Below are 25,046 nucleotides of genomic sequence, written 5' to 3' on the forward strand. Positions count from 1 at the left end.
CGCTTGCAATGGAGCCGCTCGAGCGCCTTGCGTTACTTGTGCCACCTATATGCACAAGCGTAAAACGCCAATATCGGGCGGACACGGCCGTCGCGAATATTCCCCTTGCGAATGTATCACTTCATGAATGTGGTCAATGGGCTGAACCAGCCCTTCAACCACTGCACGGCGGGCGCCTCGTGTCTATCCAGCAGATCGATGGCCGCGAGATCCGTATGGAAATCAAACTTTGCCTTATCTCCGCCGTGGTCTTGTCCCTCAATAGTCCGTCTGGCCGGTTCGCGTCGTGCCGTCCGGCCATGCACGTTGATGCACGTTGGTGGGGGCAATCTTCCGGCCCGGCTCGAGTGAAGCGCGTCGCGCGCAACGCTATGCGCGATCCGTCGAGGAACGGAAATGGCCTTCGAGCATATCCGCGAGCCGCCATACCGGGCACGGCCTGCGGCATAGACCGTCAAAGCCGGCCTGGCGGATGTCGCTCGGGCTTTCGAATGGAAACACGCTTGTCATCGCGACTATCAGAACCCCATCAAACTCGGGATTGCGGGCAGCCTTGCGCACAAACTGGAAGCCGTCCCCGCGGCATAGCCGCGTGTCGAGCAGCAACGCGCGCGGTTTCCAGTGCTCGAGCATCAGCTCGAGATTGTCGAGCGTGGATGTGGCGACGGCCACGAAATCCTTGAGCCTCAGCAGCAGGGCGATGGACTCTCCCGCCGGCACGTCGGCGTGGGCGATCACCACGCTGCGCGAGTCGACCGCGCTCGGAGAACGCTTGACGCGCCACAGCGCGAACTGTCCCTCGTCTTCATGTGGCGGGCGGTGACTCATTGCGCGGGATTCAGTCCACCTGATTGACTGCACGAATTGGCGCGGGCTGGTCCTCGGCACGGTTTCCATGTGCGCCAGTCGGGGGATGATTTCACATCGCCGAAGGGCCGTCTATGGCGATCAATGCCACCTCCTGTCACTTTTCGGCCAGCTGATTGCAGGCTGCGTTGTTTTTTTGCGACTTTGTAAGGTACTCATTGCGCGAACACCTTCGTATTAGCGGCTTTTGCGGGGAAAACGCGGTCTTTCATACAAAACACCCGATTTTCAGGCCCCACAAATATGGCTACGATTTGTAAGGCGTCAGCGTTCCCAAACGTTCGGCGTGTGTGTTTGTTTTTGCCGCAGCTCTGTCTGCGGCTTTTTTCTATGTGTGCCTTCGCTTCGCGCTTTGCGCTTTGCGCGTGCGGCTCTCATATCGCCATGCGCGACGCGTGCTTCATTTCGTGCAACGCCGCCAGGTGAACCGGCGCATCCCCTCACGAAAACCGCTTCCCGCGCATGGCTCACAGACGCCACAGATAGCGTTTCCGCGCTGGTCTGCGTGCTGCGCTCCCTCGCCTTCCGTTCCACTTGCGGCTCTCTGGTAAACCCGCTTGCGTGGCAATTTTGATGCGCCTATATTGCTATACACCATCAACTATTACGATGCGATAAATCATGAGCAATGACGTGCTGTTCTCGAATCACGGCCGCGTCGCGGTCATCACTTTGAACCGCCCGGAGCGGCTGAACGCATGGACGACGCCGATGCGCGAGAAGATCATCGAGGCGCTCGAGCGTTTTAATCGTGACCCGGAAGTGGCCGCGATCATCATGACGGGTGCCGGCAATCGCGCGTTCTCGGCGGGCCAGGACCTGTCGGAGGCTCACGATTTCGACGGCGAACGCGCGGTGGCGTGGGTCAAGGAATGGCAGCGCTACTACACGGCGCTGCGTAGCCTCTCGAAGCCGCTCGTCATGGCGCTCAACGGCACGGCCGCGGGCTCGGCGTTTCAGGTGGCGCTGCTCGGCGATATCCGCGTCGGTCATTCCGGCGTGCGCATGGGGCAGCCCGAGATCAACGCGGGCATTGCGAGCACGACCGGGCCGTGGATCATGAACGCGATGCTCGGCATGTCGCGCACCATCGAGCTGACACTGACAGGCCGCTTGATGGACGCGGAAGAGTGCTATCGCATCGGCCTGATTCATCACCTCGTCGACGAAGAGAAGGTGTTCGACAAGGCGCTGGAAATCGCCACCGAACTCGCGGCCAAGCCGCCCGTTGCGATGCGGCTGGACAAACAGCGTTTTCGCGAAATGACGGAGCCGGGTTTCATCGACTGCATCGAAGCGGGCGAGCGCATTCAGCGTGAAGCGTACGACTCCGGCGAACCCGCACGCATGATGGAATACTTCTTCCGTAAGCGCGCGAAGTAGCCGGTCGCGGGCAAGGCGCGCGGTGCTGCCCGTGGTCAGTGTGGTCTGTCGCGTGCTCGGGCCGATATGCAGTCCGGCGCTCGCGCCCCTCGCCAATCCAGCCGCAACGCCAAGTCGAGCCGTTCCAATCTCAACCTTAGTGCGGAGACCTGAACAATGACGCAAGACTTCAACCCGGCGCGCCGCCGGATTCTTCATGGCGCGGGCGCGCTTGCCGTGGCGAGCGCGCTGCCGCTCGCCGCGCGTGCGCAGGCAAAGCAGATCGTGGTGTCGGACCCGGGCGGTCCTTATACGACCGCCTATCGCGAAGCGTTCTACGATCCGTTCGAGAAAGCGACCGGCATCAAGGTGGTGAGTGTCGCGCGCGAATCGCAGCCCGTTGCGCAATTCGCGGCGATGGTGCAAACCAGGAATTACGTGTGGGACGTCACCACGCTGACGCTCTCCGCCGACATTCCGTACCTCGAAGCGAAGGGCCTGCTCGAACCCATCGGCCTGAAGGCGGGCGACTATCCGGACATCATGCCCGAAGCGATCACGCCGAACTGGCTGGGCGTGGACGTGTATTCGACCGTGCTCGCGTATCGTGCGGACAGGTTCAAGGACAATGGACCGAAAACCTGGGCGGACTTCTGGGACGTGAAGAAATACCCGGGCCGCCGCTGTCTGCGGCGCAGTCCGCTCGACACGCTCGAACAGGCGCTGCTTGCCGACGGCGTGCCGCTCGACAAGCTGTATCCGCTCGACGTCGACCGCGCATTCAGGAGCCTCGACAGGATCAAGCCGCACGTCAACATCTGGTGGACCTCCGGCGCGCAGGCGATGCAGGCGATCCAGAGCGGCGACGTCGATATGATCTCGACGTGGAACGGCCGCGCGCAAGCCGCGAAAGACGCGGGCGCGCCGGTTTCAATCGTGTGGAATCAAGGGCTTTACTCGATCGAGGGTTGGGGCATTCCGAAGGGCACGCCGCGCGCGGATGCGGCGAAGCAGTTCGTGCGCTTTTGCGCCGACGCGAAGCGCCAGGCGCTGCTCACGCGCACGCTTGCCTACGGGCCGACCAACAGGAAAGCGTTCGAGACGATTGCGAAAGACCGTGCAACGCTGTTGCCCACGGCGCCGGAGAACATTCGCGACATGCGGCTGCCGAGTCCGCAATGGTGGGAAGCGAACCGTCAGAAAGTCACCGAACGGTTCAATTCGTGGATCATTTCGTAAGGACTGCACGATGAGCTCGAAACTCGAGGCGATAGGCATTGCCAAGCGCTACGGCGACGCGGTGGCGCTGGAACCGACGGACCTCGCCGTGCAGGCGGGCGAATTCCTGACGCTGCTCGGTCCGTCGGGTTCGGGCAAGACCACGCTGCTGCAGATGATCTCGGGCCTCGTCGCGCCGAGCGCGGGGCGCATCGAGATCGACGGACGCGACGTCACCTACGTAGAGCCAGGCAAGCGCGGCATCGGCATGGTGTTCCAGAGCTATGCGCTCTTTCCGCACATGAGCGTGTGGGACAACGTCGCCTATGGTTTGCGCATGCGCCGCAAATCGCGCGACGAAGTACGCGCGGCCGTCGACAGTGCGCTGGCGATGGTGCGCATGACCGACTACGCGAAGCGCTTTCCGAAGGAGCTATCGGGCGGGCAGCAGCAGCGCATCGCGCTCGCGCGTTGCTTTGCCTACCGGCCGTCGGTGATTCTGCTCGACGAGCCGCTCGGCGCACTCGACAAGAAACTGCGCGAGCACATGCAGTCCGAAATTCGCCGCCTGCACAAGGAGCTCGGTGCGACCTTCGTCTACGTCACGCACGATCAGGACGAGGCGCTCACGTTATCCGACCGCATTTGCCTCATGAATCAGGCGCGCATCGAGCAGGTGGGCACGCCCGCCGATCTGTACGACCGTCCTGCGACGCGCTTCGCGGCCGGCTTCATCGGTCATTCGAATCTGCTGGAAGGCGCGCTCGACGCGACCCGCGGCGCAAGCGGCGAACCGATTCTGCTCGCGGCGGGTGGCCGCATTCCGTTGCCGATGAGCGCTCTGGAAACCATCAGGACGACGAACGGAAAGGGCGCTTTCGCTTCCGGTGAGCGCCACACGCTGCTCGTGCGTCCAGAAGCACCGCGCATTGTCGAACCGGCAAGCGGGTTTGTCGACGGCACGATCGCGGACATTGTGTTCTTTGGCAGCGATACGCGCGTGCAACTCGCGATGAACGACGGCAGCGAGCTCACCGTGCGCTGCGAGCGGAGCCTGTCGCCGCGCATCGGTGACAGGGTGGGTCTCTTATGGGATCCGTATCGCACGACGCTCTTGCATAGCTGAAAGGGATTGGAATGACCATCGCTATTCATGCGCACCGCGAAAGCGAAGCCTTGCGGCACGGCCGCTCGATATGGCTCGCGCGCTGCCTGCGCTTTTTGCCGATCGTGCCGACGCTTCTGTTCCTGCTCGTGTTCTTCGTGCTGCCTGTCGGCGAAATTCTGCAAGGCGGACTGGTCGGTGCGGACGGCCAGATCGGCCTTGCGCAGTTCGAGCGCATCGCGCGCACACCGGTTTATGCAAAGGTCTTGTGGATCACCTTCGCGATTTCGTTCATGACGGCGGCGCTTTCCATTCTGCTCGGCTATCCGGTCGCGTACATGTTGAGCCGCCTCTCGGAGCGCGCCCGCGAACGCTGGCTGCTATGGGTCATGCTGCCGTTCTGGACCAGCTATCTGGTCAAGACATACGCGTGGATGCTGCTGCTCTCGAAGACCGGTGTGCTGTCGACCATTGCACTGTCGCTTGGGCTCGTACGCGAGACGAGCGGCACGATTCCGTCGCTGACCGGCGTGCTGATCGGCATGGTGCATTCGATGCTGCCGCTCGCCGTGATGACGATGCTGCCCGTCATGCGCGGCATCGACGACCGTCTGACGCAAGCCGCCGAAACACTCGGAGCCGAGCGCAGCACGAGCTTCTTCACGGTGTTTCTCCCGCTGTCGTCGCCGGGCGTGGCGGCGGCCGGCCTGCTCGTATTCATTTCGAGCCTCGGCTTCTTTATCGTGCCCGCGCTTCTCGGCTCGCCGAAGGAAACAATGATCGCGCAGCTCGTGATCTCCTCGGTGCTGGAACTCTTCGACATGCGCTTTGCCGGAGCGCTTTCGACAGTGCTGCTCGTCTGCTCGATCGTGATTTTCTTCATATACGACCGTATGGTGGGCCTCACATCGCTCACCGGCGAAGTAGCGGAGCGTCAGCGCGGCTCGCGCGCTCAAGGGTTCAAGCTTGCGCTTCTGGTGACTGCGGGGCGCGTCTTTGCGCCCTTGATGATGCGCCGCAAGGCCCATGCGGTAGCGGGCGCGCGCGCGGCGAGCCCGCTTGGCTTCTACACATGCGTCGTGATGCTGGTGCTGGTCGTGCCGGTGCTGTCGGTGATTCCGTATGCGTTCACGAAGAGCGACTATATTGCGTTTCCGCCGAAACTCTTCAGCGTCCGCTGGTTCGGCACATTCATGGATTCGCCGGTGTGGCAGAGCGCCGTTATCCGCTCGTTCGAAGTCGGTCTTGGTACCGCACTGCTTTCGCTGCTGCTCGGCTTCGGCGCCACGCTTGCCATGACGCGCATGCCGCGCCGCGCGAGCAAACCCGTGTTCGCTCTGCTGGTCGCGCCGCTCATCGTGCCGCGCATCGTGGTGGCAGTCGGCCTGCTGTATCTGTTCGGACGCTTCGGGCTGACGGGCACGAACCTTGGACTCGTGATCGGCCATACGGTGCTCGCCATTCCGTACGTCGTCGTCACGCTCGCAGCAGGCTTTCAGCGTTTCGACTGGCGCCTCGACGACGCCGCGCGCGTAATGGGCGCGTCGCCATTGCGGCGCATCACGTCGATTGTTTTGCCGCTTCTCATGGCAAGCGTGACCGCCGCATTCCTGTTCGCGTTCCTTGTTTCGTTCGATGACCTGACTATCGCGATCTTCGTTTCCGGCGGCATCAACTCGACGCTGCCCAAGCAGATGTGGGACGACATCCAGCTCGCCGTCACGCCGACTCTCGCGGCCGTGTCGACCACGCTCGTGATTCTGATCGCACTCGTCGTCGCGGTTTCTTCGTGGCTCAAGCGCAAGACGCGATAATTCCCGGTCATTCAACTGGTTCACACATGCATCGTTATCCAGAATATTTTGCCCATCGGCACGCAAACGACGAACTCGACTGTGTGCCGCTGCTCGCGGCAGGCTTGCGCCGCGATCCCGCACGCGCGATCGTGCATTTCGAGGATGGCGCGATTACCTGCGAAGAGGCCGCCCGGCAAGTTGCGCGGTTGCAGCGCTGGTTTGCCGGACACGGTCTCGTGCAAGGCGATCGCGTCGCCGTGATGCTCGGCAACAGTCCCGAGCATATCCATCTGATCTACGCGCTGCATTTAAGCGGGCTTGTGTGGGTGCCCGTCAATACGAAGCTGCGCGCAGCGGGCCTGGAATATCTGCTGCAACATGCCGAGCCGAAGCTCTTCGTGATCGACGATGAGTTCGATACGGTGACCTCCGAACTCGATTGCGGCGTCGCCCTGCGCACGCATCTGCCCGCATTGGAGGCTGACGATGCCAGCGATGCGAACGGAAGAAGCACCGACTTCGCGACTCCCGCAATCGGCGTGCACGATCCGCTGTGCATCATCTACACGTCAGGCACGACGGGCGCGCCCAAGGGCGTCGTCTTCACGCACCGGATGATGCGCATCGCGAGCGAGGCGGCGCTTCGCGTCGCCGACGTGCGCGCCGGCGACCGGCTGTTTCTGTGGGAGCCGCTGTGCCACATCGGCGGCGCGCAGATGTTGTTGCTGCCGTTCCTCGAGAACGTGACGCTGCATGCGGTGCCGCGCTTTTCCGCATCGCAGTTCTGGCAGCAGATCGCGCATGCGGGCGCGACCCAACTGCATTATCTCGGCGGCGTGCTCGATATTCTGATGCAGTTGCCCGCGAGCGAGCAGCCGGCGTCGCACACTCTGCGCGTCGCGTGGGGCGCGGGCGTGAGCGCTTCGTCGTGGAAGCCGATTCAGGCGCGGCTCAACGTGTCGTTGCGCGAGTGCTACGGCATGACCGAATGCTCGAGCTTCGCGACAGCGAACCTGACAGGCAAGCCGGGCTCGATCGGCCGCGCGTTGCCGTGGATCGACATCGACCTGCTCGACGAAAACGGCGACCCCGTACCGAACGGCGAAGCAGGGGAGATGGTGCTGTCGAGCAAGGTGGAAGGCACGTTTTTGCCGACGTATCTGAAGAATTCGCAGGCGACTCGTGCCGCATTGCGCGAAGGCCGGCTGCACACCGGCGACCGCGCGCGCCGCGATGCGGACGGCGATCTGTTCTTTATCGGCCGACAGACGGACAGCATGCGCGTGCGTGGCGAGAACGTGTCGGCGTGGGAAATCGAGCGTATTTTCGCAACCCATCCGGCCATTCGCGTCTGCGCCGCAATAGGTGTCGCGTCGGCGATCGGCGAGCAGGACATTCTGCTCAACGTCCAGTTCAGGGACGGACCGGTCGAGTGGCCCGCGCTGCACGCATGGGCGCGCGAGCGGCTCGCGAGTTTCCAGTTGCCGCGCTATTACCGCGCGGTGAGCGGCTTCGAGCTGACGGCGAGCGAGCGCGTCAAGAAGCATCTGATCTCGCGAAACACGGAGGACGCATGGGACCGGCTGGCGGCCGTCCCGCAGTAGCTATCGTGTATAGGTAGCTTACCAGGGCTATGCGATAATTTCCCGTTCGAACCAGACAGACACTGACGTGATGAGCGACGAGCCCAAAGCCGCGCGCAAGCGCAACACTTCGGCCGCAAGGCCGCGGGCAGAGGTTGCCGACCCGAGCGCGTCTTCGCTCTATGTGCAGTCGGTGGAAAAGGCGATGAAGGTGCTCACCGCGTTCGACGGCAGCAAGCGTCAGCTATCGCTCTCGGAAATCTCTTCGTCCACCGGCTTCGACATGAGCGCGACGCAGCGTTTCACTTACACGCTGGCCGCGCTCGGCTATCTCTTCAAAGACCCCGACAGCCGCAAATATGAACTGTCGCCGCGGCTTCTCGACTTCACTTACCACTACCTGACCTCGAACGATCTGGTCAGCCGCGCGACGCCTTATCTGCAGCAGTTGGGCTCCGAGACGGAAGAGGCGACCAACCTCACCGTGCTGGACGATACGGACATTGTGTTCGTGCTACGTATCGTCAGCCGCAATGTATTCAACGCCCACGTCATTACCGGCTCGCGCCTGCCCGCATATTGCACGGCGCCCGGGCTCGCGATTCTTGCAACGCTCCCCGACGGCGAAATCGACGACATTCTTTCGCGCACGAATCTCGTACCTTATACGGCTTCCACCGTGTACCAGCCGCGCAAGATCAAGGAGCGGATCGTGCAGATCCGCAAGCAGGGCTATGCGCATACGGAAGACGAGTACTTCGTGAGCGATATTTCCACGGCGGCGGCCATTACGAACGCGCACGGGCGCGGCATCGGCGCGGTGAATATCGCGGTGGCGCGCTCGCGCTGGCAGGCGGATCGCGACGAAAAGCGCTTCGCCGATCTCGTCATTTCCACCGCCTCTGCAATTTCCACCCGCCGGCGCATCGAATAATTGCGCGGGCTGTCCGCCGTTGCGCGCGATAGGCGCCGCAGACGGGTTTCGGTTGCGGTTCGGTTGAGGTTCGGTTGCGGTCCAGTTCTGGTTCTGTTCGCGGCACGCTCCATGCTGTCTTTGTCGAAAACGGCAAACGCCGTGAAACTGGGAGACAGAGATGAGAGCCTTGAAAGTTGCCGGCACGGCATTGGTCCTGTGCATGACCAGCGTGGCTTACTCGCAACAGAGCGGTAACGCGCCAGCGAACAGCGGCACACAGAACGGGCCACAGGTCCAGCCGGGGTCAGCCGGGCAGACAGTGGATAAACCCGCGGGTCTCGGTACGCCGGGCAACAAGCCCGGAAGTCTGATGGACAAGCGCGCGAACGCGCTGTCGCCGGAAGGCGCGTCGGGGGCGTCGAGAACCGGCGAAGTGAAGCAGTAGCGGCAGGGCGGAGGGCCGTGGCGAGGCTGCCGGCAGACAGGGTGGCAGACGGTGAAGCGGGCGTTGGTGGCTTGGCCTCATGTTCGTTTCCGCGCGTGACGCTGCCCGATACGCCCACGGACGCGACGGGCGCCCTGGCTGCATGGCCCACTGACGCGCTGCGAAAGGACCAGGACGTTCCGCCGACGGCATGGTGCTTGACAATCTATCTGCAAGTAGATAGAGTGCGTTCCATGGACACGATAACTTCAGTGCGCGAGCAGATTCTCGATCACGCCATCACGCTGATTATGATGCGCGGCTATAACGGCTTTAGCTATCGGGACCTGTCGAGCCTTGTCGGAGTCAAGACGTCGAGCATTCACTACTACTTTCCGTCGAAGGACGATCTGGTTCTCGAAGCGGTGAGCGCGTATAGCAGCGAGGTGCTCAACACGCTGAAGGGCATCGACGAATCATTGCCTGCTGAGGTGAAGCTCGGCAAGTACGCGAGGCTATTCGGCCGCACGCTGGGCGACGGGCGCCAGATCTGTCTGTGCGGCATGCTGGCGGCCGACATCGAGACATTGCCGGAGGACATTCGGCAAGCGGTGCAGGCGTTTTTCAAGGCGAACGAGAAGTGGCTCGCCAAGGTGCTCGCGGAAGGTTCGCAAGCGGGTACGCTGGCATTCAACGGCAAGCCGGAGAATGCTGCTCGCGCGTTGTTCGCGGCGTTCCAGGGCAGTGTGCTGGCAAGCCGGTTGTTCAATACCAAGGCGCGGCTGGAAGATGTCGAGGCGTCGGTAAGGGTTGTGCGATAAGAGAGTTCATAGACATATCGGAAGCGGCATTTCCGCTTTCCGGTTTGTCATAGTGTCTATCTTGTAGTAGATAGAATGTATTCAGGCGGTAGATTTAAAGCTGCACATTTTCACTCTCATGTTTTGCATCCGCATCTATCGGTGTATAGATAGGCGACTTCAAACCTGTTCATAAGGAGCTTCACCATGTCGATCGAAAAAGTCCTGTATCGCGCTCATGCTCACGCTACCGGAGGCCGCGACGGCCGCGCCGTCGTGCCGGAAGGCAAGCTCGACTTCAAACTCACCACGCCGCGCGAGCTCGGCGGTGCGGGCGGCGACGGTGCGAACCCTGAGCAATTGTTCGCGGCCGGCTACAGCGCGTGCTTCCTCGGTGCGATGAAGTTCGTGGCCGCTCGCGACAAGATTGCCATTCCCGCGGACGTCTCGATTGACGGCAGCGTCGGCATCGGCGCAATTCCCAGCGGCTTTGGCATTGAAGTGGAACTGAAGATCTCCTTGCCGGGCATGGCACGCGACGCCGCGCAGGCACTCGTCGACAAGGCGCATATTGTCTGCCCGTATTCGAATGCAACGCGTGGCAACATCGACGTGACGCTGACCATCGTTTAACGGAACACTTCAGGCTCTCTCGCCAATCGTCAAACGTGTTGAACCCGGGTTCCGGCTCAAAGTGCGACTGGTTCGCGCCGCCGGAACCCGTTTCATTTCTGCTGCGCCAGTCGGCCGCGGCCTGTAACGCGCGCTCGCGCCACTCTCCGTGTAAACCCCGCCACAGGAAAAGGCTCGCCGTAAGAACCGGGTAAGGGGCCGCTCTTAACGTAGCGTCGAGCGCATCGAAACAACCAGAACACATCGCATGCGCGAGCGCATTGGCTTGCATTCCCAGCGAACTAGTCGACGCACAGAAATGCCCGCATCGTTGCGGACCCATCCGCAGTAGGGCGCTTTTGCACGCGGCGAAAAATACTCATGCAGGAGATGGAGATTGGACCTGGAACTCGCGAACAAGATCAGATCTACCGCGGCCTACCGCGAACTGGTGCGAAAGCGCTCGCGGCTCGGTTGGACGCTGACGGCCCTCGTGCTGATCGTCTACTACGGCTACGTGCTGCTCATTGCGTTCGACAAGGGCGTGCTCGCGGCGAAACTCGGCGCGGGCGTCACCACGTGGGGCATGCCGATCGGGCTCTTCGTGATCGTGTTCACGGTCGCGATCACCGGCTTTTATGTGCGGCGCGCGAACAGTGCATACGACGAACTCACCGACCAGATCAAGCGGGAGGCTGCATGAACATGCGCCGATTCATCACTGCGAGTGCGCTATTCGCCGCTTCTTCGGCTTGCTTTGCTGCGGGTGCCGATCTCGGCCAGGCGGTCAAGCAGGCGACCAACTGGACCGCGATCTGCATGTTCGTCGCGTTCGTGATCGCGACGCTTTTCATCACCAGGTGGGCTGCGCGAAAGACGCGTTCGGCGGCCGAGTTCTACACGGCGGGCGGCGGCATCACGGGCTTCCAGAACGGCCTCGCGATTGCGGGTGACTTCATGTCCGCCGCCTCGTTCCTCGGCATTTCGGCTGCGGTCTACACAAACGGCTACGACGGTCTCATCTACTCGATCGGCTTTCTCGTGGGCTGGCCGATCATCACCTTCCTGATGGCGGAACGGCTGCGCAATCTCGGCCGCTTCACTTTCGCCGACGTGGCCGCGTACCGCTTCAAGCAAGGTCCGATCCGCGCATTCGCCGCATCCGGCACGCTCGTCGTGGTCGCGTTCTACCTGATCGCGCAGATGGTGGGCGCGGGCCAGCTCATCAAGCTGCTGTTCGGGCTCGAGTACTGGATAGCGGTGGTGATCGTCGGCGCGCTGATGATGGTGTATGTGCTGTTCGGCGGGATGACCGCCACGACGTGGGTGCAGATCATCAAGGCGTGCCTGCTGCTCGCGGGCGCGTCGTTCATGGCCTTCATGGTGCTGTGGCAGTTTCATTTCAGCCCCGAGGCGCTCTTCGCGAAGGCTGTTGAAGTGCATGAGAAGAAGGCTTCGATCATGGCGCCGGGCAACTTCATCAAGGACCCGATCTCGGCAATCTCCTTCGGCATCGCGCTGATGTTCGGCACGGCCGGCCTGCCGCATATTCTGATGCGCTTCTTTACCGTGCCCAATGCGAAAGAAGCGCGCAAGTCGGTGTTCTGGGCCACTACGTGGATCGGCTATTTCTACATTCTCACGTTTATCATCGGCTTTGGTGCGATCGTGCTCGTGAGCACCAATCCCATGTTCAAGGACACGGCCGGCAAGCTGCTCGGCGGCAGCAACATGGCGGCAGTGCATCTGGCCAGCGCCGTGGGTGGCAACGTGTTCCTCGGCTTTATTTCGGCGGTTGCGTTTGCGACGATTCTCGCCGTGGTCGCGGGACTCACGCTCGCTGGCGCGTCGGCCGTGTCGCACGATCTGTATGCGACCGTGTTCAAGCATGGCAAGGCGTCGAGCGCGAATGAGCTGTTCGTGTCGCGTATCACGACTGTTGTGCTCGGCATCGTCGCAGTGGTGCTCGGCATCGTGTTCGAGAAGCAGAACATCGCGTTCATGGTTTCGCTGGCGTTTGCGGTGGCGGCCTCGGCGAATTTCCCGGTGCTGTTCCTGTCGGTGCTCTGGCGCGGCTGCACGACGCGTGGCGCGGCGATAGGCGGCTTTCTCGGCCTTCTGTCAGCCGTGCTGCTGACTGTGCTTTCGAAGGCGGTATGGGTCGACGTGTTCCACTTCGCGAGCGCGCCGTTTCCGTATGCGTCGCCTGCGCTGTTCTCCATGGCGATCGGCTTCGCCGGTATCTGGGTGTTTTCGGTCACCGACAAATCGGCGCGCGCACGCATCGACCAGGCCGGCTTCGAGGCCCAGGCGGTGCGTTCGGAAACCGGAATCGGCGCGGTGGAGGGTGCGAGCCACTAGATCTTGCGCCGCATGCATCGAGAGCGGTCGCGGCGTTACGCGCGGCGGCCGCTATTCGGGCAGGTGACTCGTGTCGCGCCGGCGTGGGCGGCTGGGTGAGGAATCGCGAAACGCGCCATTGCCTATAATCGGCTCCGATGGAGCGACGGGTGCGGCCGCGCCGTCACGGCAGAGAAGAACTGACAGAGAAGCAAAAAAATTTCTTCATGGCGTGTCGATTCCGCTGGTCCTGCTTCGTCGTTCCTATAGCGGCATACAGTTGGCCGCCATCTGACCGATACTGACAGGAGACTCGCGATGACGATTCAGAAGATCACCCCTTTTCTCTGGTATTCGAACCAGGCCGAAGAGGCCGCGGCTTTCTACACAGGCATCTTTCCGGACTCGCGCGTCGTCCGGGTCACGGCGGTGCCGAGCGCCGGCGCGACGAAGGTCGTGGAGTTCGTCCTGTTCGGCCAGACCTTCTACGCGATGAGCTCGAGCGGCAACGACACGTTCAATCACTCGGTATCGCTTCTCGTCAGTTGCGCAGATCAGGCGGAAATCGACCGGTACTGGGACGCGCTGCTCGAAGGCGGCGGCGCGCCCGAAGCGTGCGGCTGGCTGAAAGACCGCTTCGGCGTGTCGTGGCAGATTGCGCCGGCCGACGTAATCGCGATGATGGGCGACCCCGACGCGGAAAAGGCGCGGCGCGCGGCCGAGGCCATGATGAAGATGGTCAAATTCGATGTCGCCACACTGAGGGCGGCGTATGCCGGGACGGCGGGCTAGGCCGCGCTGGACCAGGCCGCGCCAAGCCACCGACCGACCGGCCCATCCGGCGTCCCTGCAACGCGAGCACGCCGGACTCATCGCATCATCAACGCATCAGGTCGTTTTCCAGCGCGCGTCCGCGACGCTCAGCTTGCCAGGAATCAGCTTGAGCGCGCTGAATGTGTCGGCGATCTGCTGCTGATAGGCGAGGGTCGCGTCGGTGATCGGCTGCACGCCGTAGCCGGTGCGCCTGAGCGCGACTTCGAGCGTGGCCGCATCGAGGCCGACGAGCGGCGACAGCAGCGCCGCCACCTGCGGCACGTTCTCGCGCCCCCAGGTGTCGACTGAGTTCACCTCTTCCAGCAGCGCATTCAACACGTTGTGCTGGGCTGCCGCAAACTTGCGTGCCGCCACGTAGTACTGCGTATTGCGCACGAGCCCGTCGCCATTCGCGAGAGTGCGCGCATTCGCTTGCCGTTCGATCGCGGCGAGATACGGATCCCAGATCACCCACGCGTCCACGCTGCCTTGCACGAAGGCCGCGCGCGCGTCGGCGGGCGTCAGGTAGACGGGCTCGATGTCGGAGTAGGACAGCCCCGCCTGCTGCAGTGCCTTCACGAGCAGAAAATGGACATTCGAGCCCTTGTTGAATGCCACCTTTTTGCCGCGCAATTGCGCGACCGTGCGAATCGGCGAATCGTGCGGGACGACGATCGCTTCGCCGCGCGGCGCGGGCGGCTCGTTGCCGATATAGACGAAGTCGACGCGTCCTGCCTGCGCGAAGATAGGCGGCGTCTCCCCGACGGTGCCGACATCGACGGCGCCCGCATTCAGCCCTTCGAGCAATTGCGGCCCGGCGGGAAACTCGAGCCACTGCACTGCGATACCCTCGCTCGCCAGCCGCTTTTCGAGCGTGCCGCGCGCCTTGAGCACCACGAAGTTGCCGTATTTCTGAAAGCCGATGCGAATGCGCTTGCTGTCTGCCTGCGCATGCGCGCTGCCGCCTGTGAACGGCGCGATCGGCGCGAGTACGCCGCCGAGCGCCGCGCCCGTCAAACCCGCTGCGGCGCCATGCAGAAGGCGGCGCCTGCGTGTGTCTATCGAATCTTTGCGTGTGCTCATCGCTTTTGCTCTTTGCATAGATGGTAACCGCGAGATAACCGCGCGCTCATGGTGCGCATTGAATTCGCGACGTTAAATCGAGGCACACGCAAATCCAACCAATGTTTGCGCATATGAAAAGCAGCGAATCGAAGATGGCGTTGCTGCCGCGTGACGGCCGTCTACCGGTTCAATGCGAAGACACGTATTCGGACCCGGCGTGCGCGGGCGGAATCGCGAAGCTCGCGCGCATGCGCCGCGCCTCCGCAGCCGGCGTGAGTCCGAAAAGCCGCTTGAATTCGCGATTGAATTGCGACGTGCTCGCATAGCCGACGGCCACGCTCGCGGCTTCCGCGGTCATGTCCTGCCGCAGCATCAGCAAGCGGGCCTGATGCAGGCGCGTGGATTTGACGTACTGCATCGGCGATGTATGCGTGACGGCCTTGAAATGCGCATGGAACGTGGGCACGCTCATGCCGGCCTCGCGCGCGAGCAGTGCGAGGTCGAGCGCACGAGCGTAATCGGCATGGATGCGGCGCAGTGCCTTGCCGATCTTGCCGAACTGACCGTGCATGCCGAGCGCCGCGCGCATGGCATCGCCCTGTGGGCCGGTCAGCACGCGGAAGTAGAGCTCGCGCAGCAGCGACGGGCCCAGAACCGCTGCGTCGAGCGGCCGGTTCAGCGCTTCGAGCAGGCGCAGCACGGTGATGCGCAACGGCTTGTCGATGGGGCTCGACATCATGCTTTGCGGTGCCTGTGCGTTGTGCGGCATCGAGTGGCCTTCTATCTGCGCCATCAGTTCCGCAGCCAGCTTGAAGTCGAGATGCAGATAGACCGCGAGCAGCGGATGCTGCGGATCGGCGTCGGTCTCCATCGTAAAGGGCACCGGCACCGACACCGCCAGATAGTGCTGCTCGTCGTACACATAGAGCTGATCGCCGAAATAGCCGCGCTTGCGTCCCTGGCAGACGATCACGATCCCCGGGTCATACAGCACCGGCGTGGACGACAGGCTCCGGTCCGAGCGCAGGATGCGCACGCCCGGCAGCGCGGTGAGGTTATAGCCTTGCTCGGGGGCGAGCGCACGCACGAGCGCGGTCATTGTCTGGCGGTCTTCGCGGGAAGGCGTGCGCGGCGCGGCACCGTTGTTCTTTTGCGCTCTTCGAACGGTCATAGAATCAGGCAAGAAAAAGCCGCGATTGGGCCTAAAACTGGTGTGATCGAGAGAATAGTATGCACTTTCCGTTTAACTTCAGGAAAGGCACGTCATGGCATCGAACAGGATTTTGCTCATTACGGGCGCAAGCAGCGGCTTTGGCCGCGCGTTGGTGCGGGAGGCGCTAGAGGCAGGTCATCGTGTGGTTGGCACCGTGCGAAGCGAGGCGGCCAGCGCCGAGCTGGAGGCGCTCGCGCCGGGCAGGGCGTTCGCCCGCCTGCTCGACGTGACCGACTTCGACAACATTGAGCGCGTCGTAGGCGATATCGAGGCAAGAGTCGGGCCGGTGGACGTACTCGTGAACAATGCCGGCTATGGCCACGAAGGTGTCATGGAAGAGGCGCCGCTTGCCGATCTGCGCCGGCAGTTCGAGGTGAACGTGTTCGGCGCGGTGGCGATGATGAAAGCCGTGCTGCCCCGCATGCGCCAACGCCGGCGCGGCCACATTCTCAACATCACGTCGATGGGCGGCTTCATCACCATGCCCGGCATTTCGTACTACTGCGGCAGCAAGTTCGCGCTCGAGGGAATCTCCGAAGCTCTCGGGCAAGAAGTGCGGCCATTGGGTATTCACGTGACCGCCGTCGCGCCCGGCTCGTTTCGCACCGATTGGGCGGGGCGCTCTATGTCACGCACGCCGCGCTCCATTTCCGACTACGACGCGCTGTTCGATCCGTTGCGCAAGGCTCGCGAAGAGAAGAGCGGCAAGCAGTTGGGCGACCCGGTGAAAGCCGCCCGTGCGATGCTGGCTGCCATTGCGGCCGAGCGGCCGCCGGCGCATCTGCTGCTCGGAAGCGATGCGCTGGATCTCGTACGCGCGAAATTGTCGGCACTGTCCGACGAAATCGCGGCGTGGGAAGCGGTCACGCTTTCCACGGACGGCTGAGCCCGACCTTCACCTTCACTGCGAGCTTGACTCTACCGCGCCCGAGCATCCCGCCCGAGGCGCATTTTTCTCCTGTTGCACGAGTCGCCCGAACACACGGGCGCGGCTGAACTCTCAGCCTGCCCGCAAGTGCGAATTCTGAACTCTCGGAATCCGCTCATTGCGGCGCCGGTGCGCGCGCAAAGTTTCGTCGTAAAATCAATGGCTTGCGATCCGGATGGAAAGGGCGGCGATTGGCATGGGCCTTGCCTTATAGGCACCCACGAGCGCCCTGAGCGCAATTCACAAGATCCCACGGAGACATCCATGACCCTGCATATGCTTAGCCGGCTAGCACGACGCTAACGCCGCGCGCTTCATTTTCACCTTCAGCTTGCCCGGGTTTTCCCCCAGCTGTTTGCCCACTACTGGCTCGACAAGCCGCAGCCGGATGCGCCGACATCCGCATCGAAACGCGACGCGCCACGCCACCGAGGCGCGCCAAGACAAGGAGACATGTTTTGTCCACACCCGCCCATACCCACGACGATCCGCGTCCGACCCTCGCGCCCGAAGCCGCGCAGCAGTCCTCACCCACCACCCGCTTCTGGCCCGAAGGCTGGTGGAAGCTGATGGAATACCGGATCGGCATTATTCCGTTGCCGGTCTATTTCATTCTGCTGGCGCTGATTATCGGCTTTGCCGTGACGGGCAAGATGCCTGGCGAAATCTCGATGGCCATTGCGGTGCTCGCGTTCTTCGGTTTCACCTGCGCCGAGCTTGGCAAGCGCCTGCCGCTTCTGCGCAACATCGGCGCGGCTGCGATCTGCGCGACCTTCGTGCCTTCGGCGCTCACGTACTACCACGTGCTGCCCAAGCCGATCCTTCATCTCACCACCGAGTTCACCAAGTCGACAAACTTCCTGTATCTGTTCATCGCGTCGATTATCGTCGGCAGTATTCTGAGCATGGACCGGCGCGTGCTGATCAGGGGCTTCGTGAAGATCTTCGTGCCGCTTGCTCTGGGTTCGGTGGCTGCGGCCATTGTCGGCGTTGCGGTCGGCGCGGCATTCGGACTCGGCGCGCGCCATACGTTGCTCTATATCGTCGTGCCGATCATGGCAGGCGGCGTGGGTGAAGGGGCGATTCCGCTGTCGGTGGGCTATGCGGAGATCATGCACCTGCCGCAAGGCGAGTTGTTCGCGCAGGTCCTGCCGCCCGTCATGCTCGGCAGCCTCACCGCGATCGTCCTGTCGGGCGCGCTCGACATGCTCGGCAAGCGCTTGCCGCATCTCACCGGCAAGGGGCGTCTGCAAGTCGGCGAGAGCGACGAACTGGCCCCCGGTGAAGAAGAGATCCGCGGCCATATCGACGTCACGCATATCGCGGCAGCCGGCATTACCGCGATCACGCTGTATCTGCTCGGCCTGATGTGCCGCAACCTGTTCGGCCTGCCCGCACCGGTCGCGATGCTGTTCCTCGCGGTGCTCGTGAAACTGGCGCGCGCAGTCTCGCCGCAGTTGCAGGAGGGCGCGTTCGTCGTCTACAAGTTCTTCTCGAGCGCGGTGACGTATCCGCTGCTGTTCGCAATCGGCGTCGCGATGACGCCGTGGGACAAGCTGATCGCCGCCTTCACCATCGCCAACATCGTGACGATCGTCGCAACGGTCGCGACGCTAATGGGCACCGGTTTTCTGGTTGCCCGCAAGCTTAAGATGTACCCTATCGACACCGCTATCGTGAACGCATGTCACAGCGGCCAGGGCGGTACCGGCGACGTCGCGATCCTCACGGCAGCCAACCGCATGCAACTGATGCCGTTCGCGCAGATCGCCACGCGCATCGGCGGCGCTATCGTCGTCACGGTTACGCTGATCGCGCTCGCGCATGGGGTTTGACGCGTCGCGCTCCGGTGCGGCGCGCAGGTGGCGTCGTCGGGCATCGGGTCTTCGCGAGGTCGAACATCAAGTGAGAATAAAGGGGATACCGCTGTGGGCGTGGGCGGTTGCGGCTGTGCTGTATGCCGGCATGGCCGCGGCAGCGGTCGAGCTCGCATGGAATCGCGCGATCGACGGGCTCGCCGAGGCGGGCGCGCATCAGCTCGACCTGTACGGCGCGAGCCTGAAAAGCGAACTCGGGCGATTCGAGACGATGCCCGCCATCGTCGCGCGACAGGACAGCGTGCGCGCGTTGCTCGCTGCGGGGCCGCGCGCCTCCGCTGCGCTTCTGCACAGCGTCAATATCTATCTGGAAGCGGTGAATCAGGAGGCGGGCAGCGTCGCCGTCGACGTGATCGACCTGCAAGGCTCGGTGATCGCCGCGAGCAACTGGAATCAGCCGGTGAGCTTCGTCGGCACCAACGTTTCGTATCGGCCTTACTTCAAGGACGCGCTGGCGCGCGGCGCGGGGCGCTTCTTTGGCATCGGCACGAATACCGGCATTCCGGGGCTTTACTTCGCCAGCGCCGTACGCGACGGCGGCACGCCGATAGGCGCGGCCGCGGTCAAGGTCAGCGTCGACGAACTCGAGTCGGCATGGCGCAGGCCGAGCGAGGCCGCGATGGTGATAGACCGCAACGGCGTGATCGTCATTTCGACCGTGGCCGCGTGGAAGTTCACCGCGTTGCGGCCCATCACGTCGGAACAGCAGCGCGATATTCAGGCCTCGCGGCAATACGCGGGCCGCAACGTCGAACCGCTGCATTATCAGCGCATCGGCGAGTGGGGCACGGGCGCGTGGCTCGGCCGCTTTCCCGATCCGCGCCGTCCTGGACACACTACGCGCTATCTGGTGATGTCGCGGCCCGCTCCGCAGGCGGGCGACTCTATCATGGTGCTTCTCGACGTCGCGAGCGCCCGGCGGCAGCAGGAACTGGCGCTCGGCTTCGTAACAGGAGGCTTCCTGATCGCCGGGCTCTATGCGCTGTATGCGGTGCAGCGGCGTCGCACGATTGCCGAGAAGCTGAAAGCGCAGGACGCATTGCGCCGCGCCAACGACGAGCTCGAGGCAACCGTCGCGCAGCGTACCGCGGCACTCACGCAAGCCAACGAACGGATGCAGCAGGAAATTGCCGAGCGCAAACGCACCGAAGAGCGCTTGCGCGAATCGCAGCAGGAAGTCGTGCATGCGGGCAAGCTCGCGGTGCTCGGGCAGATGGCCGCGGGTCTCACGCACGAGTTGAGTCAGCCGCTCGTCGCGATCCGAACGCTGTGCGATAACGCGCGCACGTTTTTCGAACGGAACCAGCCCGCGCATGCGATCACCAACCTCGAGCGCGTGTCGGGGCTGGTCGACAACATGGCGGCGCTCACTGGCGAACTGAAAGCGTTTGCGCGCAAGCCGGTTGTCGAGCGCGTCGCGGTGTCGCTCAACGAGGCGGTCACGCACGCGCGGCTCATCTACGATGCACGGATTCGCGACGAGTCCGTGCAGCTCGACGTGCGGATTGCGCCGGGCACCCTGGTGTGCGCGGAGGCGAGCCAGTTGCAGCAGGTTATCGTCAATCTGCTCGGCAATGCGCTCGACGCGGTCCGCAACGAAGAGAAGCGTGTGATCGTGCTCGAAGCAGTCGAGTCCGACGACAAGGCCCGCGTGCTTTTCTCGATTGGCGACAGCGGCCCCGGCATCGCGCAGCAAGTGCTCGATCACCTGTTCGAACCGTTTGTCACGACCAAGCCGCGGGGTCATGGTCTGGGGCTCGGGCTTGCGATCACCTCGCGCATCGTCGAAGCGTTCGGCGCGAAGATTTCCGCCGTCAATCGCGACGAGGGCGGCGCGCGCTTCAATATCGAGTTTGCGTCAGCAAAGGGAGTAGTGGATGGGAGATGAAATCCGGGTTCTCGTCGTGGAGGACGACGAGAACGTGCGCTTCGGTGTCCAGCAGGCCGTCGAGCTCGCGGGCTTGCGCGTGTCCGCTTACGCGGGCGCCGCGGAGGCGCTCGCCGAAGTCGCGCCCGGCGCGCCTGTCGTGATCGTGTCGGATGTGAGGATGCCGGGCATCGACGGCTTGCAGTTGCTCGACAAGGTGATGGCAATCGACTCGCAGATTCCGGTGGTACTGATCAGCGGTCATGCGGACATTTCCACCGCGGTCGGCGCCATGCAGGTGGGCGCGTATGACTTCATCGAAAAGCCGTTTTCGTCGGACCATATTGCGCGCAGAGTGGCGCGGGCGGTCGAAAAACGCCGTCTCACGCTCGAAGTGCAAGGCTTGCGCGCCGCGCTTCACAACTGGCAAGGCATCGAGGCGCTCGTGCTCGGCAAGTCGCCGGCAATGGCCGAGGTGCGCAAGAAGATCCTGCGTCTCGCAGATACCTCGGTGTCGGTTCTCATCACCGGCGAGACCGGCACGGGCAAGGAGCTGATCGCGCGCAGCCTGCACGATTTCGGCGCAAGACGCGACAAGCATTTCGTTGCGCTCAACTGCGGCGGCCTGCCGGAACAGATTTTCGAAAGCGAGCTGTTCGGTCATGAAGCGGGCGCCTTCACCGGCGCCATCAGGAAGCGCGTCGGCAAGATCGAATGGGCGCATGGCGGCACGCTTTTTCTCGACGAGATCGAAACGATGCCGGTGTCGTTGCAGATCAAGATGCTGCGCGTACTTCAGGAACGCACCGTGGAGCGCCTCGGCGCGAACGAGCCGATACCGGTCGATTGCAGGATTGTGGCCGCGTCCAAGGCGGATCTCATGCAGCTTTCGAGCGAAGGCCAGTTTCGCGCGGACCTGCTGTATCGCCTGAACGTCGCGCAGATCGAATTGCCGCCTTTGCGCGAACGGCGCGAGGACGTGCCCTTGCTCTTCGAACATTTCGTGCTCGCGGCCGCGCGCCGTTTCGGGCAGCCCGCGCCCATCGTCTCGGCCTCGCAGCTTTCGGAACTGATGACGCATCCGTGGCGCGGCAACGTGCGCGAGCTGCAGAACGTTGCAGACCGCTTCGTGCTGGGATTGTCCGGCGACAGTCTGCTGAGCGCGGGCAGCAACGCAAGCAAGGGCGGCACGCTTGCCGAGCAGCTCGCGTACTTCGAACGCATGCTGATAGAAGACATGTTGCGGCGTCATAACGGCAACGTGGCGGAAGCCAGCGTCGAACTGGGCACGCCGAAAAAAACGCTGTATCACAAGCTGCGCCAACTCAAGATCGCCTCTCGCGACGTGCCGGGCGAGGAGAGCGACGTCGACAGGTCACCCCCGGGAGGCGAATAGCGACAAGCACGCAGCTGCGCTCGGTCTCGCCGACGCCTTCGACTTCGTCATGCGTTTCGCAAAAGACAACGATTTGCCTGTTCAAACGCGTCGCGCGCAGAAGCTCACTGCGTCAGAAGTGTCCGGGCGCGACGCCCCGTTGCTGTGAACCCGCACCATCGCTGTGCCTGCACGCGTCAAAACACGTCGCGTTGAATGAACGGCGATGCGCGTTTTTTCGCGCGAAGCCTTACTAAGCCGACAGTCGCGTCTGATGGCATAGCCTTTGCATAGTGCTCACGCAAAGGATCAAAGGCGATTCTTCCCGAATGCATTCGTAGCACCTTACTGACAAGCAGCGACAACCAACTTCGGACAACGGCGTCCCCTGGAACCAGTCATCAGACCGGTTCCTCGGGACGCTTTTTTGTTTCTGGAACGACGATGGCAGATAGAGCAACCCGCATAGACCTCCTCAGCCTGCGCACGCCCGCCATGCGCGCTTTCCATCTGACGTGGATGGCCTTCTTCGTGTGCTTTTTCGCGTGGTTCGCCTGCGCGCCGCTGATGCCGCTCATCAAGCGCGAGTTCGGTCTTTCCACCGATCAGGTCGCCAACATCAACATCGCCGCGGTGGCCGTCACGATTCTTGTGCGGCTCGTGGTCGGGCCGATGTGCGATCGCTACGGGCCGCGCAAGGTGTACTCCGGTCTGTTGCTGACAGGTGCGTTGCCGGTGCTCGGCGCTGCCGTTTCGACGGGCTACGAGAGCTTCCTGCTGTGCCGTCTGCTGATCGGCGCGGTCGGCGCGAGCTTTGTGATCACGCAGTACCACACGTCGATGATGTTCGCGCCGAACGTGGTCGGCACCGCGAACGCGACGACCGCCGGCTGGGGCAACACCGGCGCCGGCGCCGCGCAGGCGCTGATCCCGTTGCTGCTCGCCGCGATCATCGTGCTGGGCGTGGGCGAGTCGTCCGCGTGGCGCGTGGCGCTCATCGTTCCCGGTCTCGCGATGCCGGTCATGGCCGCGTTCTACTGGCGCTTCACGCAGGACTGCCCGCAAGGCAACTTCAGCGAACTGCGCGCGCAAGGCATTGCCATCGAAGGCGGCAAGAAGGGCGGCTGGGCGAGCTTTCGCGCGGCCTGCGCGAACTACCGTGTATGGATGCTCTTCATCACTTACGCGGCGTGCTTCGGCGTCGAGGTGTTCATTCACAACATCGCGGCCATCTATTACGTCGACCATTTCCATCTGTCGCTGAAAGAAGCCGGCATGGCCGCAGGCAGCTTCGGCCTGCTCGCGCTGTTCGCGCGCGCGCTGGGCGGCTGGGTATCGGACAAGGCCGCCGCGCGGCGCGGCCTCGAAGTGCGCTCCACGCTGCTATGCGTATTGATGGTCGGCGAAGGGCTTGGCCTGATGTGTTTCGCGCACGCGAACAGCATCGCGCCGGCGCTCGTCGCGATGCTGGTTTTCGGGCTCTTCACTCACATGGCGTGCGGCGCGACATATGCGCTCGTGCCGTTCATCGACCGCAAGGCGCTCGGCGGCGTGGCGGGCATCATCGGTGCGGGCGGCAATGTCGGAGCAGTGGCGGCCGGCTTTCTGATGAAGGGAATCGGCGGCATCCAGCAGACGCTCGCGACGCTCGGCGTGCTCGTCACGCTGTCGGCGCTGTGTGCGTTGGCGGTGCGCTTCAGCGGCGAACACAAGGCACGCGAAGCTGCGTTGAGGGAACGTGCGCTCGCCGCCGCGAGTACGCAGAGCGTGGCGAACTAGCGGACTTGATGGCGCGTATCGCGCATCTCCGCGGCCGCGCGTTGCACGCCGAAGGTGCTGCGTCGCACCATCATCGCGCCTTCATGCATCGCAATGCGTCGGCCGGCCGCGCAGCAACGAGTGCGGCGATACCCGCTGCAAGCCCGCTGGGCGGGGCATTCAAGGGGTTCCCGGTTAATGGCATGGGCTTTGCATTAACGAGGCTGCGGATCAACGGCGATCCGGCCACCACGCAACAAGCACCCTGTCTTTAGAGCACTGGTTTTGGACAACGGCGTCCCCCGAATACAGTCGCATGAGCGATTGCATCCGCGGGACGCTTTTTTATTGCCGGACACATCATGTCGCGAACCGCATCGCAAACGAATGAAGCCTCTGTTATGAACGTGGTCGTTATCGGTCACGGAATGGTCGGGCACAAGCTCCTCGAATGTCTCGTGGACAACCCGCGCTCCGCGCTGCACATCACCGTGCTGTGCGAGGAGCCGCGTCCCGCCTACGACCGGGTGCATCTGTCCGAATTCTTTTCGGGCAAGTCCGCGGACGACCTCTCGCTCGTCGAGCCGGGCTTTTTCGAGCGCGAGAATGTGCTGCTCAAGCTGAACGCGAAGGCTGTTTCCATCGACCGGAACGCACGCACGGTCACGCTTGCGACGGGTGAAACGCTCTCCTACGACAAGCTCGTGATCGCGACCGGCTCATCGCCGTTCGTGCCGCCGGTGCAGGGCCGCGACCGGCGCGATTGCTTCGTCTACCGAACTATTGAAGACCTCGAGGCGATGCAGGAATGCGGCGCGCGCTCGAAGACCGGCACGGTGGTCGGCGGCGGCCTGCTCGGTCTCGAATGCGCGAAGGCGCTGCGCGACATGGGCCTGCAAACGCACGTGGTCGAATTCGCGCCGCGCCTGATGGCGGTGCAGGTCGACGAAGGCGGCGGCCGGGTGCTGCGCACGAAGATCGAGGAACTCGGCGTGAGCGTGCATACGCACAAGAACACCACGGCGATCGTCGACGGCGAAGCAGGCACGCACCGCATGCAGTTCGCGGACGGCACGCATCTGGACACCGACATGATCGTGTTCTCGGCGGGCATCCGCCCGCGCGAC

The 25,046-nt window shown here is 63.1% G+C and carries 21 protein-coding genes; 18 read left to right on the top strand and 3 right to left on the bottom strand.

The features are described from left to right. Positions 1-369: 369 nt before the first annotated feature. Positions 370-828, bottom strand: coding sequence for a response regulator (locus A3AC_RS0120230; RefSeq protein WP_025601049.1), 459 nt, complete (start codon positions 826-828; stop codon positions 370-372). 660 nt (positions 829-1,488) lie between these two features. On the opposite strand from A3AC_RS0120230, the gene A3AC_RS0120235 reads away from it, so the two are divergent. From A3AC_RS0120235 to A3AC_RS0120290, 12 genes are all read left to right on the top strand, one after another. Then, a complete protein-coding gene (locus A3AC_RS0120235; RefSeq protein ID WP_025601050.1) occupies positions 1,489-2,250 on the top strand; it encodes an enoyl-CoA hydratase/isomerase family protein in 762 nt (253 codons plus the stop codon). A gap of 156 nt (positions 2,251-2,406) precedes the next feature. Next, positions 2,407-3,468, top strand: a complete 1,062-nt coding sequence (locus A3AC_RS0120240; protein WP_025601051.1) for an ABC transporter substrate-binding protein — start codon at positions 2,407-2,409, stop codon at positions 3,466-3,468. A 10-nt stretch (positions 3,469-3,478) separates the two neighbouring features. Further along, positions 3,479-4,573: an ABC transporter ATP-binding protein gene (locus tag A3AC_RS0120245; RefSeq protein ID WP_025601052.1), complete on the top strand. Its 1,095-nt coding sequence runs from the start codon at positions 3,479-3,481 to the stop codon at positions 4,571-4,573. Positions 4,574-4,584: 11 nt separating this feature from the next. Continuing rightward, on the top strand, positions 4,585-6,366 hold the full coding sequence (locus A3AC_RS0120250) for an ABC transporter permease subunit (protein ID WP_025601053.1): 1,782 nt from the start codon (positions 4,585-4,587) through the stop codon (positions 6,364-6,366). A gap of 26 nt (positions 6,367-6,392) precedes the next feature. After that, the gene (locus tag A3AC_RS0120255) at positions 6,393-7,952 is read left to right on the top strand and encodes an AMP-binding protein (RefSeq protein ID WP_025601054.1); all 1,560 of its coding nucleotides are present in this window, start codon (positions 6,393-6,395) and stop codon (positions 7,950-7,952) included. 70 nt (positions 7,953-8,022) lie between these two features. Beyond that, the gene (locus A3AC_RS0120260) at positions 8,023-8,865 is read left to right on the top strand and encodes an IclR family transcriptional regulator (RefSeq protein WP_025601055.1); all 843 of its coding nucleotides are present in this window, start codon (positions 8,023-8,025) and stop codon (positions 8,863-8,865) included. Between the two features lie 160 nt (positions 8,866-9,025). Beyond that, the gene (locus A3AC_RS0120265; RefSeq protein ID WP_025601056.1) at positions 9,026-9,292 is read left to right on the top strand and encodes a hypothetical protein; all 267 of its coding nucleotides are present in this window, start codon (positions 9,026-9,028) and stop codon (positions 9,290-9,292) included. A 233-nt stretch (positions 9,293-9,525) separates the two neighbouring features. Continuing rightward, positions 9,526-10,092, top strand: a complete 567-nt coding sequence (locus A3AC_RS0120270; RefSeq protein WP_025601057.1) for a TetR/AcrR family transcriptional regulator — start codon at positions 9,526-9,528, stop codon at positions 10,090-10,092. Between the two features lie 186 nt (positions 10,093-10,278). Then, positions 10,279-10,704, top strand: coding sequence for an organic hydroperoxide resistance protein (locus tag A3AC_RS0120275; RefSeq protein WP_025601058.1), 426 nt, complete (start codon positions 10,279-10,281; stop codon positions 10,702-10,704). A gap of 376 nt (positions 10,705-11,080) precedes the next feature. Next, complete coding sequence (locus tag A3AC_RS0120280) at positions 11,081-11,386, top strand: DUF485 domain-containing protein (RefSeq protein WP_025601059.1); 306 nt, start codon at positions 11,081-11,083, stop codon at positions 11,384-11,386. Continuing rightward, a complete protein-coding gene (locus tag A3AC_RS0120285; protein WP_025601060.1) occupies positions 11,383-13,044 on the top strand; it encodes a cation acetate symporter in 1,662 nt (553 codons plus the stop codon). Before A3AC_RS0120280 ends, A3AC_RS0120285 begins: the two co-directional genes overlap by 4 nt. A gap of 297 nt (positions 13,045-13,341) precedes the next feature. After that, positions 13,342-13,815, top strand: coding sequence for a VOC family protein (locus A3AC_RS0120290; protein ID WP_025601061.1), 474 nt, complete (start codon positions 13,342-13,344; stop codon positions 13,813-13,815). 96 nt (positions 13,816-13,911) lie between these two features. Here A3AC_RS0120290 and A3AC_RS0120295 read toward each other — a convergent pair whose 3' ends face one another. Together A3AC_RS0120295 and A3AC_RS0120300 are read right to left on the bottom strand one after the other, a co-directional pair. Then, a complete protein-coding gene (locus tag A3AC_RS0120295; protein WP_025601062.1) occupies positions 13,912-14,919 on the bottom strand; it encodes a sulfonate ABC transporter substrate-binding protein in 1,008 nt (335 codons plus the stop codon). Between the two features lie 169 nt (positions 14,920-15,088). Then, on the bottom strand, positions 15,089-16,000 hold the full coding sequence (locus A3AC_RS0120300) for an AraC family transcriptional regulator (protein ID WP_156924648.1): 912 nt from the start codon (positions 15,998-16,000) through the stop codon (positions 15,089-15,091). Between the two features lie 166 nt (positions 16,001-16,166). Here A3AC_RS0120300 and A3AC_RS0120305 point away from each other — a divergent pair, with 166 nt between their 5' ends. From A3AC_RS0120305 to A3AC_RS29410, 6 genes are all read left to right on the top strand, one after another. Beyond that, positions 16,167-17,000 (top strand): oxidoreductase, encoded by an 834-nt coding sequence (locus A3AC_RS0120305; protein ID WP_025601064.1) that lies wholly within the window; start codon positions 16,167-16,169, stop codon positions 16,998-17,000. Positions 17,001-17,500: 500 nt separating this feature from the next. Further along, positions 17,501-18,877 carry a 2-hydroxycarboxylate transporter family protein gene (locus A3AC_RS0120310; protein ID WP_051361662.1) on the top strand — a complete coding sequence of 459 codons (1,377 nt, stop codon included), beginning with the start codon at positions 17,501-17,503 and terminating at the stop codon, positions 18,875-18,877. After that, positions 18,867-20,807, top strand: coding sequence for a sensor histidine kinase (locus tag A3AC_RS0120315; protein ID WP_025601066.1), 1,941 nt, complete (start codon positions 18,867-18,869; stop codon positions 20,805-20,807). The genes A3AC_RS0120310 and A3AC_RS0120315 overlap by 11 nt, the downstream gene beginning before the upstream one ends. Next, on the top strand, positions 20,797-22,182 hold the full coding sequence (locus A3AC_RS0120320; protein ID WP_025601067.1) for a sigma-54-dependent transcriptional regulator: 1,386 nt from the start codon (positions 20,797-20,799) through the stop codon (positions 22,180-22,182). Before A3AC_RS0120315 ends, A3AC_RS0120320 begins: the two co-directional genes overlap by 11 nt. A 423-nt stretch (positions 22,183-22,605) precedes the next feature. Beyond that, positions 22,606-23,940: an MFS transporter gene (locus A3AC_RS0120330; RefSeq protein ID WP_025601068.1), complete on the top strand. Its 1,335-nt coding sequence runs from the start codon at positions 22,606-22,608 to the stop codon at positions 23,938-23,940. Positions 23,941-24,320: 380 nt separating this feature from the next. Next, a partial coding sequence (locus A3AC_RS29410) for an FAD-dependent oxidoreductase (RefSeq protein WP_035475494.1) occupies positions 24,321-25,046 on the top strand: 726 nt, incomplete at its 3' end.

Source organism: Burkholderia sp. WSM2230 (assembly GCF_000472445.1).
In the GTDB taxonomy this organism is placed as follows: Bacteria; Pseudomonadota; Gammaproteobacteria; order Burkholderiales; family Burkholderiaceae; genus Paraburkholderia.

Coding starts and splice junctions, on each gene's coding strand:
- A3AC_RS0120230 (WP_025601049.1), bottom strand. CDS start 828: ATGAGTCACCGCCCGCCACATGAAGACGAGGGACAGTTCGCGCTGTGG.
- A3AC_RS0120235 (WP_025601050.1), top strand. CDS start 1,489: ATGAGCAATGACGTGCTGTTCTCGAATCACGGCCGCGTCGCGGTCATC.
- A3AC_RS0120240 (WP_025601051.1), top strand. CDS start 2,407: ATGACGCAAGACTTCAACCCGGCGCGCCGCCGGATTCTTCATGGCGCG.
- A3AC_RS0120245 (WP_025601052.1), top strand. CDS start 3,479: ATGAGCTCGAAACTCGAGGCGATAGGCATTGCCAAGCGCTACGGCGAC.
- A3AC_RS0120250 (WP_025601053.1), top strand. CDS start 4,585: ATGACCATCGCTATTCATGCGCACCGCGAAAGCGAAGCCTTGCGGCAC.
- A3AC_RS0120255 (WP_025601054.1), top strand. CDS start 6,393: ATGCATCGTTATCCAGAATATTTTGCCCATCGGCACGCAAACGACGAA.
- A3AC_RS0120260 (WP_025601055.1), top strand. CDS start 8,023: ATGAGCGACGAGCCCAAAGCCGCGCGCAAGCGCAACACTTCGGCCGCA.
- A3AC_RS0120265 (WP_025601056.1), top strand. CDS start 9,026: ATGAGAGCCTTGAAAGTTGCCGGCACGGCATTGGTCCTGTGCATGACC.
- A3AC_RS0120270 (WP_025601057.1), top strand. CDS start 9,526: ATGGACACGATAACTTCAGTGCGCGAGCAGATTCTCGATCACGCCATC.
- A3AC_RS0120275 (WP_025601058.1), top strand. CDS start 10,279: ATGTCGATCGAAAAAGTCCTGTATCGCGCTCATGCTCACGCTACCGGA.
- A3AC_RS0120285 (WP_025601060.1), top strand. CDS start 11,383: ATGAACATGCGCCGATTCATCACTGCGAGTGCGCTATTCGCCGCTTCT.
- A3AC_RS0120290 (WP_025601061.1), top strand. CDS start 13,342: ATGACGATTCAGAAGATCACCCCTTTTCTCTGGTATTCGAACCAGGCC.
- A3AC_RS0120295 (WP_025601062.1), bottom strand. CDS start 14,919: ATGAGCACACGCAAAGATTCGATAGACACACGCAGGCGCCGCCTTCTG.
- A3AC_RS0120300 (WP_156924648.1), bottom strand. CDS start 16,000: ATGACCGCGCTCGTGCGTGCGCTCGCCCCCGAGCAAGGCTATAACCTC.
- A3AC_RS0120305 (WP_025601064.1), top strand. CDS start 16,167: ATGGCATCGAACAGGATTTTGCTCATTACGGGCGCAAGCAGCGGCTTT.
- A3AC_RS0120315 (WP_025601066.1), top strand. CDS start 18,867: ATGGGGTTTGACGCGTCGCGCTCCGGTGCGGCGCGCAGGTGGCGTCGT.
- A3AC_RS0120320 (WP_025601067.1), top strand. CDS start 20,797: ATGGGAGATGAAATCCGGGTTCTCGTCGTGGAGGACGACGAGAACGTG.
- A3AC_RS0120330 (WP_025601068.1), top strand. CDS start 22,606: ATGGCAGATAGAGCAACCCGCATAGACCTCCTCAGCCTGCGCACGCCC.